The sequence below is a fragment of the Achromobacter sp. CSND-B12 genome (assembly GCF_052906545.1).
Map to the genome: position 1 here is coordinate 2,977,641 of NZ_JBREGJ010000001.1, position 13,635 is coordinate 2,991,275.

The 13,635-nt window shown below is 66.5% G+C and carries 14 protein-coding genes; 5 read left to right on the forward strand and 9 right to left on the reverse strand.

Going from position 1 to position 13,635, the window contains the following annotated elements; genetic code table 11:
* Positions 1-4 precede the first annotated feature (4 nt).
* Positions 5-334 (reverse strand): iron donor protein CyaY, encoded by a 330-nt coding sequence (gene cyaY / locus ACUTAG_RS13950; RefSeq protein ID WP_006389656.1) that lies wholly within the window; start codon positions 332-334, stop codon positions 5-7.
* Between the two features lie 55 nt (positions 335-389).
* On the opposite strand from cyaY, the gene lptM reads away from it, so the two are divergent.
* Both lptM and lysA read left to right on the forward strand, forming a co-directional pair.
* A complete protein-coding gene (lptM, locus tag ACUTAG_RS13955) occupies positions 390-557 on the forward strand; it encodes an LPS translocon maturation chaperone LptM (protein WP_076408786.1) in 168 nt (55 codons plus the stop codon).
* A complete protein-coding gene (lysA, locus tag ACUTAG_RS13960) occupies positions 554-1,846 on the forward strand; it encodes a diaminopimelate decarboxylase (RefSeq protein WP_026382021.1) in 1,293 nt (430 codons plus the stop codon). The genes lptM and lysA overlap by 4 nt, the downstream gene beginning before the upstream one ends.
* Positions 1,847-1,906: 60 nt before the next feature.
* Here lysA and ccsB read toward each other — a convergent pair whose 3' ends face one another.
* The 3 genes from ccsB to ACUTAG_RS13975 all read right to left on the reverse strand — a co-directional run bounded on the left by ccsB (position 1,907) and on the right by ACUTAG_RS13975 (position 6,162).
* A complete protein-coding gene (ccsB, locus tag ACUTAG_RS13965; protein WP_006389653.1) occupies positions 1,907-3,253 on the reverse strand; it encodes a c-type cytochrome biogenesis protein CcsB in 1,347 nt (448 codons plus the stop codon).
* An 8-nt stretch (positions 3,254-3,261) separates the two neighbouring features.
* Positions 3,262-5,340, reverse strand: coding sequence for a cytochrome c biogenesis protein ResB (locus ACUTAG_RS13970; protein ID WP_006389652.1), 2,079 nt, complete (start codon positions 5,338-5,340; stop codon positions 3,262-3,264).
* A 120-nt stretch (positions 5,341-5,460) separates the two neighbouring features.
* On the reverse strand, positions 5,461-6,162 hold the full coding sequence (locus ACUTAG_RS13975) for a c-type cytochrome (protein ID WP_026382019.1): 702 nt from the start codon (positions 6,160-6,162) through the stop codon (positions 5,461-5,463).
* A 255-nt stretch (positions 6,163-6,417) separates the two neighbouring features.
* Between ACUTAG_RS13975 and yihA the strand changes: the two genes are divergently transcribed.
* Both yihA and hemB read left to right on the forward strand, forming a co-directional pair.
* On the forward strand, positions 6,418-7,041 hold the full coding sequence (gene yihA, locus ACUTAG_RS13980) for a ribosome biogenesis GTP-binding protein YihA/YsxC (protein ID WP_006389648.1): 624 nt from the start codon (positions 6,418-6,420) through the stop codon (positions 7,039-7,041).
* Complete coding sequence (gene hemB, locus ACUTAG_RS13985) at positions 7,038-8,054, forward strand: porphobilinogen synthase (RefSeq protein WP_026382018.1); 1,017 nt, start codon at positions 7,038-7,040, stop codon at positions 8,052-8,054. Before yihA ends, hemB begins: the two co-directional genes overlap by 4 nt.
* Before the next feature lie 128 nt (positions 8,055-8,182).
* On the opposite strand, the gene ACUTAG_RS13990 is transcribed toward hemB, so the two are convergent.
* From ACUTAG_RS13990 to cutA, 3 genes are all read right to left on the reverse strand, one after another.
* Complete coding sequence (locus ACUTAG_RS13990; protein ID WP_045952927.1) at positions 8,183-9,046, reverse strand: DMT family transporter; 864 nt, start codon at positions 9,044-9,046, stop codon at positions 8,183-8,185.
* Between the two features lie 131 nt (positions 9,047-9,177).
* Positions 9,178-11,019: a protein-disulfide reductase DsbD gene (gene dsbD / locus ACUTAG_RS13995; RefSeq protein ID WP_392388248.1), complete on the reverse strand. Its 1,842-nt coding sequence runs from the start codon at positions 11,017-11,019 to the stop codon at positions 9,178-9,180.
* 32 nt (positions 11,020-11,051) lie between these two features.
* Positions 11,052-11,399, reverse strand: a complete 348-nt coding sequence (cutA, locus tag ACUTAG_RS14000) for a divalent-cation tolerance protein CutA (RefSeq protein WP_148317472.1) — start codon at positions 11,397-11,399, stop codon at positions 11,052-11,054.
* A 120-nt stretch (positions 11,400-11,519) separates the two neighbouring features.
* On the opposite strand from cutA, the gene ACUTAG_RS14005 reads away from it, so the two are divergent.
* A complete protein-coding gene (locus tag ACUTAG_RS14005) occupies positions 11,520-11,957 on the forward strand; it encodes an HIT family protein (protein WP_006389638.1) in 438 nt (145 codons plus the stop codon).
* A 102-nt stretch (positions 11,958-12,059) separates the two neighbouring features.
* Here the strand turns inward: ACUTAG_RS14005 and rplQ are convergent, their stop codons facing one another.
* Both rplQ and ACUTAG_RS14015 read right to left on the reverse strand, forming a co-directional pair.
* Entirely contained in the window at positions 12,060-12,452 is a 393-nt protein-coding gene (rplQ, locus tag ACUTAG_RS14010; RefSeq protein WP_006389635.1) for a 50S ribosomal protein L17, read from the reverse strand.
* Between the two features lie 187 nt (positions 12,453-12,639).
* Entirely contained in the window at positions 12,640-13,626 is a 987-nt protein-coding gene (locus ACUTAG_RS14015; protein ID WP_006216514.1) for a DNA-directed RNA polymerase subunit alpha, read from the reverse strand.
* Positions 13,627-13,635 lie beyond the last annotated feature (9 nt).

The window sequence follows — 13,635 nt, forward strand, 5'->3', positions numbered from 1 at the left end:
GAGACTACAGGCGGATCGTGACGGGCACGCCCGCCGCCGCCGAACAGATCTGCGATAGCGCGTCCGGCAGATTCGGCCCGCCTCGGGTATCGTTCCAGTTCTGGCCGTCGTAGCGGTAATGGAAGCCGCCGCTGCGCGCGGCCACCCACAGTTCCTGCATGGCGGCCTGGCTGTTCACCACCACGTGGGTATTGTCCTCGAACACCATGGTCAGCACATTGCCGCTGCGGCTGGTTTCGACGTCGACGTCGAGCGAAGCCGCCCAGTCATCGGCCTGGCTTTCGATGCTGTCCAGCACCTGGTCGATCAACGCAAGAAATTCGGATTCGGTCATAATCGAGCCTGCAAGAATTACGGAGTTCCCAGTGTTCCAATTGGCATTCAGCCGCATGTCTCTTCGCATTGTAGCCACGCTCGTGGCGACCGGCATGGTTGCGGCCTGCGGCTACAAGGGTCCTTTGTACATGCCCACGCCTGATGGCAAGCCGCCCCCACCCGGGCAGCGCCAGTCCACGCCCCAGGTACCTCAGATACCGGCCACCCCCACACTGCCATGACCGCCGCGTTCCCGGTTCCGCCCGAACTGGCCGGGCACCCCTACTTCCAGTACCGCAACAACGTGCTGTACGCCGAAGACGTGCCGCTGGACCATCTGGCCGGACAACTGGGAACGCCCCTGTACGTATACTCGCGCGCCGCGCTACGCGCCGCCTGGGACACCTATCGCAGCGCCGTTGGCCAGCGCCCCGTCCTGGTCTGCTACGGCATGAAGGCCAATTCCAACCTGGCCATCCTGAAGGAATTCGCCCGCCTGGGCGCGGGGTTCGACATTGTGTCCGGCGGCGAACTCAAGCGCGCCCTGGCCGCGGGCGCGGATCCCGCCAAAATCGTCTTTTCCGGCGTCGGCAAGCAGGTCTGGGAAATGCGCGCCGCCCTGGCTGCCGGCGTCATGTGCTTCAACGTCGAATCCGAGGCCGAACTGCAGCGGCTGTCCGACGTGGCCCAGGAAGCCGGGCAGCGTGCCCGGGTATCGCTGCGCGTCAACCCGGACGTCGATGCGCAGACCCACCCCTACATTTCCACCGGCCTGAAGGAAAACAAGTTCGGCATTCCCATCGGCGCGGCGCTGGACGCATATCGCAGCGCCCGCCTGCTGCCTGGCCTGGAAATCACGGGCCTGGATTGCCATATCGGTTCGCAGCTGACCGACATCAGTCCCTATTTCGACGCATTGGAAAAACTCCTCGATCTGGTCGCCGACCTCGAGGGCATCGGCATCCGCCTGTCGCACCTGGACCTGGGCGGCGGCCTGGGCATCCGCTACAACGACGAAATGCCGCCTTCGCCCAAGGCGCTGCTGGATCATGTGTTCCAACGCCTGCAGGCCCGCGGCCAGGATCATTTGCGGCTGGTACTGGAACCGGGCCGCTCGCTGGTCGGCAACGCCGGCGTGTTGTTGACCACGGTTCAGTACCTCAAGCACGGCGAGGCGCGCAATTTTGCCGTCGTCGACGCGGCCATGAACGACCTGCTGCGGCCGGCGCTGTATGACGCCTGGCATGGCCTGCAGCCCCTGCGCCCGCGCGCCGGCGACACGATCGACTACGACGTCGTCGGCCCGGTCTGCGAAAGCGCCGACTGGCTGGCACGCCAACGCGCGTTGGTGCTCGAGCAAGGTGACGTGCTGGCGCTGGAATCGGCCGGCGCCTATGGCATGACGATGGCAGGCAACTACAACACGCGCCCCCGTGCGGCCGAAATCATGGTCGACGGCGGCCACTACCATGTGGTGCGCCAGCGCGAGACCCTCGACGACCTGCTGCGCGGCGAGTCGACGTTGCCCTGATCCCTGCCCTGCGCCATGTGAAAAGGCCCCGAATGGGGCCTTTTCACATGGATGGAACAATCAGAGCTGGCCGTACGAGTGCAGCCCGGACAGGAACATGTTCACTCCCAGGAAGGCGAAGCCGGTGATCAGCAGCCCCGTCAGCGCCCAGTAGGCCGCCATCGTGCCGCGCAGGCCCTTGATCAGCCGCATGTGCAGCCAGGCCGCGTAGTTTAGCCAGACGATCAGCGCCCAGGTTTCCTTGGGGTCCCACTGCCAGTAGGCGCCCCAGGCGTCCGCGGCCCACAGCGCGCCCAGGATGGTCGCCACGGTGAAGAAGGCGAAGCCGATGGCGATGGCGCGGTACATGATGTCGTCCAGCACCTCCAGCGGCGGCAGCGCGGCGGCGATGCGGCGCCGGCCCAGCAGGATGGCGCCGACGATCACCGCGCCGATGCCGAAATACAGCATCCAGGTGGCCGACAGGCCGTCGGTGCGGAACACCATGGGCTCGGCGCACAGCAGCACGCCCAGCACGAACAGCGGCGCCAGCTTGAGCCACGACGAGGTCTGGCCGTGCTGCTTGATCAGGTAGGCGAAGCCGACCATGGCCGCCAGCGAGAAGGTGCCGTAGCCGATGAAGTTGGCGGGCACGTGCAGCTTCATCCACCAGCTCTTGAGCGCCGGCACCAGCGGCTGGATCTGCCCGGCATCGCGCGTGAACGAATACCACAGCAGGAATACGACCGCCGACGTCACCACCAGCAGCACGAATCCACCCAGCGCGCGCGTGGCGTACTTGCGTTCGTAGTACAGGTAGAACAACGCCGTGATCAGCGCGAACAGCACGAACACTTCGTACAGGTTGCTGACCGGAATGTGGCCCAGGTCGGGGCCCATGAGGTGGCCTTCGCGCCAGCGCACCAGCAGGCCGGTCACGCCCGCGAACACCGCGCCCCAGGTCAGGGCGGTACCCAGCCAGGCCGCGGTCGGGCTGAAAAAACCAATCCAGTAGCAGACCATGGCCAGCGCGAACAGCGCGCTCATCCACAGGATGGCCGACTGCGATGAGAACAGGTATTTCAGGAAGAACACCTGCTCGGCCCGCGCCAGGTCGTTGCCGTAAAGCATCAGCGCCAGGCCGGCCGCGATGGCACAGGCCACCATCAGGCGGCGCAACGGGCGCCAGAGCCAGCCCATCCAGGCCAGCACGGGCACCGTGCCGCAAAGGATGATCTTCTCGTAATAGTCCATGGCGCCGCTGAAGCGCGTCAGCGCGAAACCGGCGCCCGCCGCCAACAGCAGGAAGAAGACGATGTCGGTCCAGTCGGGCCGGCCGCGTTGCGCGCGGCCGTCGCCGGTTTCCGACAGGCTTTCCTGCCAGAGGTTTTCAGGCGTGGGGGAATGCGTAGTGGTCGTCGTGGACATAGGAAACCTTAAGACCCTTTCTGGCGCAGCAGCGCCTGCTTGAAGCGATCGAACTCCTGGTTGAAGTCGAGTGTACGCTTCTGCGACGTCATCGCCGCCAGGATGCCGCTGCCGCCTTCCTGCGGCTTGATCCAGATCCAGACGCGGCGATCCCGAATATAGAACATCGAAAACACCCCCAGGACCAGCAACAGGCTGCCCAGGTAGACCGTATTCTTGCCCGGCGTGCGGCTGACCTGGAACACGCTGGCCTGCACGTGGTTGAAATCAGCCAGAGAGAAGAACACCGGCGCCGGATAGACGGTCAGGTCGGACAGCGCCGCCACCGCGAGGCGCGACCACACTGCCGCACGCTCGGCCTCGGGGCCCTCGGTCGGGACCGGCGGCAATCCGGCGCGCTCGCGCTCGACCGCCCGCAATTCGTTCATGCTGGCGCCGATCAGTCGGATGACCACGTCCGCGGCGCGCTCCAGGTCGGCGGCCGGCGTGTTGGCCTGCAGGAACGCGGCGACGGCCTGCAGGCCGCCGGAAGCATAGGTTTCCAGGGCGCGCTCGGCGGCCGTCTGCAAGGGCTGGCGGTCCGCGCCGCTCGGGCTGTTGCGTTCGGCGAAGCGGCGCGCCGCCTCCTGCCGCGCCGCCGGATCGGCCAGCGTGGCGCGCAAACGCATGAACTCCGCCACCGAACTGTCGTCGTCGGCCGGGATCCGCAGGTACCGGAAGGGCTCGGACGCGTTGTTGCGCACACCAGCCAGGAACACGCTGGCGCCGTCCAGCTGCACCGGCAGCATGTAATTCTGGAATTCATGCGCCTGGCCCGCGTCGTCGATCAGCTTGTATTCGACGCTGGGGCCCACGTTGCGCAGGTTTTCGTTCTTCTTGCCCGCCGCGCTGCCGGCCACCGAGGCGACGTGCTCGGCGAAGCTCTGGTTGCCCCCCTTGGGCTCGCCACCGGTCAGGTCCTCGACGTTGATCGGACGCAGGGCCGTGATTTCCACGTTCATGCTGCGCGGGCCGCGCGCAGTGTGAGCGGTTACTTCGGCGGTCTTGCCCACCGTGCCGTCGACATTGAACGTGGCGCTGTCCGCGCCCACCAGCGGGTAGCCCTTGAGCACCACCGTGCTGCCGCCGTCGTCGAAGCTGGACTGGTAGACCGTCATGCCCTTGAAGCGCAGCGGCTCATTGACTTCGATGGTCGAGTCGAACGACTTGCCGGTATCGGGATCCGTCACTTCCACTTCGCTGGCGAAGCGGCTGGGCATACCGGTCGAGTAGTAATCGACGATGAATTTCTTCAACTTCAACGTGAAGGGCATGGGCTGCACCAGGGCGCCGTCGCCCACCATCACCACCGCCGTGCTGGCCTGGCCGTTCTCCGGGACCAGCACGCTGGCGCGGAAGCTGGGATTGTTGACCGACAGGCGGCCGCTTTCCGGCACTTCCGAGATCAGCATGTTCTCGACGATCGGCTTCTTGCCGCCGAACATGACCTGCAGGCGCACCGGCAGCTCGCTGTCGAGCAGGCCGCCGACACAGATGATGACCATGGCGGCGTGGGCGAATACGTAGCCCAGCCGGTTTGCGCTGCCCTTCTTGGCCGCCAGCAGCACGCCGGTGCTGTCCTGGCGCTCGCGCACCGCATAGCCCATGCGCTTGAGCAGCGCCGTCAGGCCGGCCGCGGTCTGCGGCACGTCGCTGGGCGCGTCGGTCTCGACGCGGTGCGGGAAGGCCCGCAGGCTGCCGCCGCGCACATGTTCGCGGAACGAACGCGCATCACGCAGCATCTTGGGCGCGTTGCGGATCAGGCAGACCGAAGTCGAGATCACCAGGAACGCCATGATCAGCAGGAACCACCAGCTGTTGTAGACGTGCCAGATCGAGAACTTGTCGAACACCTCGAACCAGAACGGGCCGAACTGGTCGATGTAGTTATTGGACGACCGGTTCTGCTGCAGGACCGTCCCCACCAGGCTGGCCACGCAGATGAACATCAGCAGGCTGACGGCGAACCGCATCGAGCCCAGCAATTCGAACAGATCGCGGGGCAGGCTGCGCAGGGAGGGACGGGAGTGTGTCTGAGTCGAATTCATGAAAAAAGGGGGGCCGCGCAATCGGCTACCCCCCTCGTAGACAGCGCGTGGCGGGACCAGGTTCCGCCATGCTCAGGTTTGCGTGAACGCGGACCAGCCGCGCGCATTGCCGGCAGGTGGTTACCGCAAGCCGGCCGCGTAGTCCGCCACGGCCTTGATGTCGGCATCCGACATCCGGTCGGCCACGGCGTGCATCACGTCGTTGGCGCGATCGCCGCTGCGGAACAGCTTGAGCTGCTCTTCGATGTACATGGGAAACTGACCCGACAGCCGGGGGTACTGGCCCGGAATGCCCGCGCCATTGGCAGAATGGCATGCAGCACAAGCCGGAACATTGCGCTCGGGCAAACCACCGCGCCAGATCTTTTGACCCAGATCAACCAACTTCTCCTGGCCGGCGGTGGCCGGCTCTTTCAGCGGCTGCTGCGCCAGGTACAGCGCGATGTTCTGCATGTCGGCCGGCGTCAGGTTCTGCGCCATGGCGGTCATGGGAGTGGGATTGCCGCCGGGCCCGTTGCGCACAGGCAGCTTGGCGCCCTGCTTGACCTGGAAGTCGGTCAGCTGCTTGACCAGGTATTCGTGGGGTTGCGCGGCCAGGTTGGGATTCACCGGGATGGTGCTGTTACCCGCCGCGCCATGACAGGACGCACAGGCGATGATGCCGCGCGAGGCGTCGCCCTGGTCAAACAGCTGCCCGCCCTTGGCGGCATCTGGCTTGGCCGGACCCGCGGCGCCTTCGGCGGCGAGACTCGTAGTAGAAAAGGCGGAGGCGCCGAGCAACAGCCCGCTCGCAACCAACATCCGGGACAGCACACGCTTCATGAAGACCTCGACGATCACATCGATCAAGGCGCAAAAAGGCGCCCACGCCTGCCCGCACATCTGGAAAACCGTATCGAACCTGATTTGCCCGATTGCCTGCTCGTCAAAGGCGCAAGTACCTGGGAAACCGGATGTCCGGCTGGTACGAAATACCCTCAACGGTAAGCAAAAGAGACGGCTCCGCGCACGGGGACCACTGTTGCAAACGCCGGATTATACAATAGGGCTCGAAACCAACCGTATCCAAAGCCACCCGTGTCCCTCCTACATCGCGCCTCTTTCCTTACGTCGGCCGCTCGCCTCGACCAGTTGCCGCCTCCTGACGCGCCGGAGGTTTGCTTCGTCGGCCGCTCCAACGCCGGCAAGTCCACGGCCATCAACGTGCTGTGCAACCAGCGCCGTCTCGCCTTCTCGAGCAAGACGCCGGGCCGCACGCGGCTCATCAACATGTTCGGCCTGCCCGACCCGCTGGATCCGGAAGGCCACATCGGCTACCTCGTCGACCTGCCCGGCTACGGCTACGCGTCCGTGGCCCGCGACGAAAAGGAAAAGTGGGCCGACATCCTGGGCGGCTACCTGCGCGACCGCGAATCGCTGGCCGGCATCGTGCTGCTCATCGACATCCGCCGCGGCGTCACCGAACTGGACCGCCGCCTGGCCAATTTCATCGCCCCCACCGGACGCCCGGTGCTGGCGCTGCTCACCAAAGCCGACAAGCTGCCCTACGGCCAGCGCGTGCGCACCGTGTTCTCGGTGCGCAAAGACCTGGCGGACATCGGCGCCCTGCACACCATCCCCTTCTCGGCGCCGGAGCGCATCGGCCTGGAAGAAGCTGGCGCGCACATAGAAAACTGGATTTCTCCCAAGGTCGTACCATGAACCCGCAGATCATCACCCCCGACTTCCCGGTTTCCCGCCCCCGCCGCCTGCGCCGCGACGACTACACCCGCCGCCTGGTGCGCGAGAACGCTCTCACCGTCAACGACCTGATCTATCCGGTCTTCGTGGCCGAGGGCAATGGCCTGAAGCAGCCTGTTGCGTCGCTGCCGGGCGTGGTGCGCTATTCGCTGGACACGCTGCTGCCGGTGGCCGAGGAATGCGTGGCCCTGGGCATCCCGGTGCTGTCGCTGTTTCCCGCCATCGACCCGGCGCTCAAGACGCCCGACGGCATCGAGGCCACCAACCCCGACGGCCTGATCCCGCGCGTGGTGCGCGAACTCAAGAAGCACTTCCCCGACCTCGGCGTGCTGTGCGACGTAGCGCTGGACCCGTACACCAGCCACGGCCAGGACGGCGTCATCGATGAAAACGGCTACGTCGTCAACGAGCCGACCGTCGAGATCCTCGTCAAGCAGGCCCTGACGCAGGCCGCGGCCGGCGTCGACATGGTCGCCCCCAGCGACATGATGGACGGCCGCATCGGCGCCGTGCGCCGCGCGCTCGAGGCCAACGGCTACATCCACACCCAGATCATGGCCTACTCGGCCAAGTACGCCAGCGCCTTCTACGGCCCGTTCCGCGATGCCGTCGGTTCCGCCACCAACCTGGGCAAGTCCAACAAGATGGCCTACCAGATGGACCCGGGCAACCTGGACGAAGCGCTGCGTGAAGTGGCCGCCGACCTGCAGGAAGGCGCCGACATGGTCATGGTCAAGCCCGGCATGCCCTACCTGGACGTGCTGCGCCGCGTCAAGGACGCCTTCCGCGTGCCGACCTTCGCCTACCAGGTGAGCGGTGAATACGCGATGATCAAGGCGGCCTCGGCCAATGGCTGGCTGGATCATGACAAGGTCATGATGGAAGCGCTGCTGGCATTCAAGCGCGCCGGCGCCGACGGCATCCTGACGTACTTCGCAATCGAAGCGGCGCGGCTGCTCAAGCAGCAGCGCTGATCGCGGCCGGCAGGGCCTGCTCGGCCCTGCCCCGCTCGTCATCCGCGCGCCCCGGCATGAAACGCGCATACGAAACGCGCCCATGCAACGCGCCAACTACCGGCGGGCCCTTGCGGCCCGCCGCGGTTTCAACGCGACGCCGGCGCGCCGCGGCGCAGGCCCAGCCAGGTGCCGCTGAGAATACAGGCCAGCCCCGCCACGTGCACCAGCGTGACGTGCTCGTCCAGGAACAGCGCGGCGAACAGCAGGCCGAAGATCGGCAGCCAGTTCACGAACAGCGCGGCGCGGCTGATCCCCAGCCTGGCAATGCCCGCGTTCCACAGGATGTTGCTGACGCCCGAGGCGATCACCGCCGAGAACAGCAGCACCAGCCACGGCCACCACGTCATGCTCCAGTTGTCCGCGTCATACGACGACGGCGTCATGGCCGCATGCGCCATCAACATCAGGCCGCCGGCCAGGTACATGTACCAGAGCATCGCCAGCGGATCGAGCGTGCGCGAGATGCGCTGGATCACCAGCCCGCCGAACACGAACACCGCCACCGCCAGGAACACGATGGCGTCGCCCCAACCGGTCAGGCCGATCTGCGCGCCGCTGCCCACCACCACCATGGCCACGCCCGCCAGCCCCAGCAAGGCGCCGGCGATCCGCAGCCATGTCAGCCGCTCGCGATAGAACAGCGCCGCCAGCAGCGCCGACAGTAAGGGACTGGTGGCCATCAGCAGCGTGCCGTTGGCGGCCGACGAGAACTGCAGCCCGTACACCAGCGCGGTCTGGTGCGCATACACCACCAGGAAGCCGGCCAGCGCGACCCAGGCCAGTTCCACGCGCCCCAACCTCGGAATGCGGCCGCGACGCGCCTTGACGATGAGGGTGACGGCAACGAACGCCACGGCGATCCGCAAGGCCGCCAGGGCGCGGATATCCATGTGCTGCGTCAGGTACTTGATGGAGACGATGTTCAGGCCCCAGGTGGCCATGACGAACATCAGTTGCAGATAGATCAGACCGGTGCGGTCCTGGCTTGCATCGACTGTCGAAGACGTCACGGGCGCCGGCCTGAGGGGTTGGAGGCGCCGCCCACGCGGCGCGAACCCTCATGGTAGCGGCCGGCCGCCGCTCAACGCAATAGCACGCGATCCAGCGATTCGGTGAAACGCTTGGCGTCCTGGAAACCCACGACACGGGCGTCCGGCAGCTCCTTGCCGCCGGGCGCGAAGAACATGATCCCCGGCGGGCCGAACAGGCGGAAACGCTTGAGCAGCGCACGGTCGTCGGCGTTGTTGGCAGTGACGTCGGCCTGCACCAGCAGCATGCCAGCCATGCGCTGCGCCACGCCCGGATCGGTGAAGGTGAAGCGTTCCATCTCGCGGCACGACACGCACCAGTCGGCGTAGAAGTCCAGCATCACCGGCTGCGTGCTCGCGGCCAGCAGCGCGTCCAGCTCGGCGTTGTTGCGCACGCGCTTGAATTGCACCTCGCCGGCATGGGCAGCGGTGCCGGCTACGGCCGGGCCACCGGAAGCAAAGTGCGACAGCGGCTGCAGCACGTCGCGGCCGCCGCTGGCCGCGCCGACCAGCCACGCGGCCGCGGCCAGGGCCAGCAACAGGCCGACGCCCTTGCCGAACATGCGCGCCGAGCCGGCGCCCGCCGGCAGGGCGTCAAACGCGCGCAGCATCACCGCGCCGACGATCGCCAGGAAGGCCCAGCCGGTCATCTGCACCCAGGTCGGCACCACCGGAATCAGCATCCACCACGCGGTCGCCAGCAGCAGCATGCCGAACAGCCGCTTGACGCCATCCATCCACGGCCCGGCCTTGGGCAGCAACGCGCCCGACGAGGCGCCGACGATCAGCAGCGGCACGCCCATGCCCCACGCCATCGCGAACAGGGCCGAGCCCCCCAGCACCACGTCGCCGGTCTGCGAGATGTACAGCAACGCGCCGGCCAGCGGCGCGGCCACGCACGGCCCGACGATCAGCGCCGACAGCGCGCCCATCAGCAACGCGCCGGTGTAACGGCCGCCGGGAATGCGCGACGAGCGCTCGGCCAGCCGCGCCTGGATGCCGGACGGCATCTGGAAGGTGAAGGCATCGAACATCGCCAGCGCCAGCACCGCCAGCAGGATCGCGAACAGCGTCAGGATCCACGGCGTCTGCAGCCATGCGGCCAGGCCCGCGCCGCTCAAGCCCGCGGCCACGCCCAGCGCGGTGTAGACCACCGACATGCCCAGCACGTAGGTCGCCGCCAACGCCAGGCCACGGCCGCGCGTCGGGCGTTCCTGGCTGGCGCCGCCCAGCACGATCGACGACAGGATGGGAATCATGGGCAGCACGCAGGGCGTGAACGCCAGCAGCAGGCCCAGCACCAGGAACACGCCGGCCGTCTTGATCCAGCCCAGCCCGCCCAGGGCATCGGCCAGGCCGGTATCGCCCGCGTTCACCAGCGCGCTCAGGCCGCCGCCCGATGCCGCCGGCGCGGCCGAGGCGCCACCGCCGCCCGCCAGCGCGTAGCCGCCCGCCACCGGCGTCAGCTTCACACTGCTGTCCATCGGCGGATAGCACAGACCGGCATCGGCGCAGCCCTGCCCGGTCAGCGTCAGCGTGAACGGCTGGCCACCAGCCGTCACCGGCACCCGGATCACCACGTCCTGGTGATAGACCTCCATGTCCTTCTCGAAGGTCGGGTCGTACTTGACCTCGCCCTTGGGGTATACCGGCTCGCCCAGGGTAACCGCGCCCAGGGGGCTGATGCTGATGCCGAAGCGCTCGCGGTACATGTAATAACCCGGCGCCACCCGGAAGCGCAGCTCGACGGTATCCGGCGTGGCCATCGCCGCGCTGAAGACGAAGGCCTTTTCCGGCTCGAGGAACTCGGCCTCGGCGCGCGCCGGCGCGTTCCAGGCCAGCCACAGCAGCGCCATGGCCAGCGCCGCCAGCAACTTGGGGAAAAAGGCACGCATCGGCGCGTGGAGCCGGACCGCGGGTTGCAACATCAGTCTCTCTTGTTCTGCACGGCGGCCGTCTGCTGGCGCACCCAGTCGAGATAGGGCGCGGCGCCGCCGATGACCGGCAGCACGATGATTTCGGGCACGTCGTAGGAATGCATCTGCGCCAGGGCCTGGACCACGGCCTGGTGGCGCGCGTAGGTGGTCTTGATGTGGATGGGGATTTCCTCGGCCCCTTCCACCTCGCCTTGCCACTGGTAGATGGACAGGCCCGGCGCGCCAAGGTTCACGCAGGCCGCCAGGCCATCTTCGACCAGCACGTGGGCGATACGCTTGGCCAGCAACAGATCCGGCGCGTTGCTGATGACCAGCACGACGTCGTCATCGCGCAACATGGAGCCTCCTGGGAATACCCGTGTCGGATGTAACTCGGGGTATTTTATCGATATTGCCGCCCGCGTCCGCCCACAATCGGACCCGCGGCCACCGCGCACCCATCCCCCTCCGAGGCAAGCATGTCCGATAACTGCCTGTTCTGCCGCATCGCCCGCCACGAGATACCGGCCCACATCATCCACGAAGACGACCGCCTGATGGCGTTCCTGGACATCCAGCCGGTGCGCCCCGGACACACGCTCATCATCCCCAAGCAGCACTATCCGTACTACGAAGACATGCCCGCCGACCTGGCCGGACACATCGTCAACCTGGGGCAGAAGCTGGGCCGCCACATGAAGCGGCTGTATGGCGTGGATCGCGTCGGCTTCGCCTTCACCGGCATCCACGTCGCGCATACCCATGCGCACGTGATCCCCATGCACCATCCGCAGGACGTGACCTCGACGCAGTACATCGAGCAGCAGGACCTGACCTTCCGCATGCCGCCCCAGGCGCCCCAGGAGGCGCTGGCGGCCACCGCCGCGCAGTTGCGGGGCGAACTGCACGCTTCGTAGCGATCGGCGCGCCTGCGCCGCCGGGGCGCCCCGCGCGCGCCGCGCAAAAAAACAAGGGCGGGTCCGAAGACCCGCCCTTGTCGCTTATCTAGACACCGAAACTTATTCGGCGCTGTCCTCAGCGGCCTCATCGACTTCCGGACGGTCGACCAGCTCCATGAAAGCCATGGGAGCATTGTCGCCTTGACGGAAACCCATCTTCAGCACGCGGGTGTAGCCGCCGTTGCGGGCCGCGTAGCGCGGGCCGATTTCGGCGAACAGCTTCACCACGGCGTCGCGATCGCGCAGACGGGCAAAAGCCAGACGCTTGTTCGCGAGGGTGGGTTCTTTACCCAGCGTGATCAGGGGTTCGATGACGCGGCGCAGTTCTTTCGCCTTGGGCAGCGTGGTCTTGATGGCTTCGTGGGTGATCAACGAAACGGCCATGTTGCGGAACATGGCAAGACGGTGACTGCTGGTGCGGTTGAGCTTACGCAAGCCATTACCGTGACGCATGATAAGTATCCTTTGAATCTAGTGAAGGCGTTTCCGCCATCGGGTTATCCGGCTCTTCTATCGACCTGCAACCAGGCCGCGGTCCGGTGGAAATCGGTGCATTTTACGACGGTTTCGCAAACCGCCCGGCGGCAAGGCCGGGCGCCGCGGGAAGCGCCCCCGCGACAGGGGCGCCACCCTTCAAGACTTACGGACGCTCCAGGCCCAGCGGGGGCCAGTTTTCGAGCTTCATGCCCAGCGTCAGGCCGCGTGCGGCCAGCACTTCCTTGATCTCGTTGAGCGACTTGCGACCCAGGTTCGGGGTCTTGAGCAGTTCGTTCTCGGTACGCTGGATCAGGTCGCCGATGTAGTAGATGTTTTCGGCCTTCAGGCAGTTGGCCGAACGCACGGTCAGTTCCAGGTCGTCGACCGGACGCAGCAGGACCGGGTCGATCTGCGGCGTGCCGCGGACCGGGGCTTCGTACGAATCGCCGGCGCCTTCCAGGGCGGCGAAGACCGAGATCTGGTCCATCAGGATGCGGGCCGACTGGCGCACCGCTTCCTCGGGCGAGATGACGCCGTTGGTTTCGATGTCCAGCACCAGCTTGTCCAGGTCGGTGCGCTGTTCCACGCGGGCGCTTTCAACCGCGTAGCTGACGCGGCGGACCGGGCTGAACGAGGCGTCCAGGACGATGCGGCCGATGGTGTGGGTGCGGTCTTCCGACAGCGCGCGCACGTTGCCCGGCACGTAGCCACGGCCCTTTTCGACCTTGATCTGCATTTCCAGCTTGCCCGCGTCCGTCAGGTTGCAGATGGCGTGGCCGGGGTTGATGATCTCGACGTCGTGCGGCAGCTCGATGTCGCTGGCCAGCACGGTGCCGGCGCCGGTCTTGCGCAGGACCAGGGTGACTTCGTCACGGTTGTGCAGCTTGAAGACCACGCCCTTCAGGTTCAGCAGGATGTCGACGACATCTTCGCGAACGCCCGGGATGGTCGAGTATTCGTGCACCACGCCCGTCATCTGGACTTCGGTCGGCGCGTAGCCGGTCATCGAAGACAGCAGGATGCGGCGCAGGGCGTTGCCCAGCGTATGGCCGTAGCCGCGCTCGAACGGCTCCATCACGATCTTGGCATGGTGGGTGCCGACCGGTTCGACTTCAATGGAGCGCGGCTTCAGGAAACCTTGAGTGGACATGTACTGTGT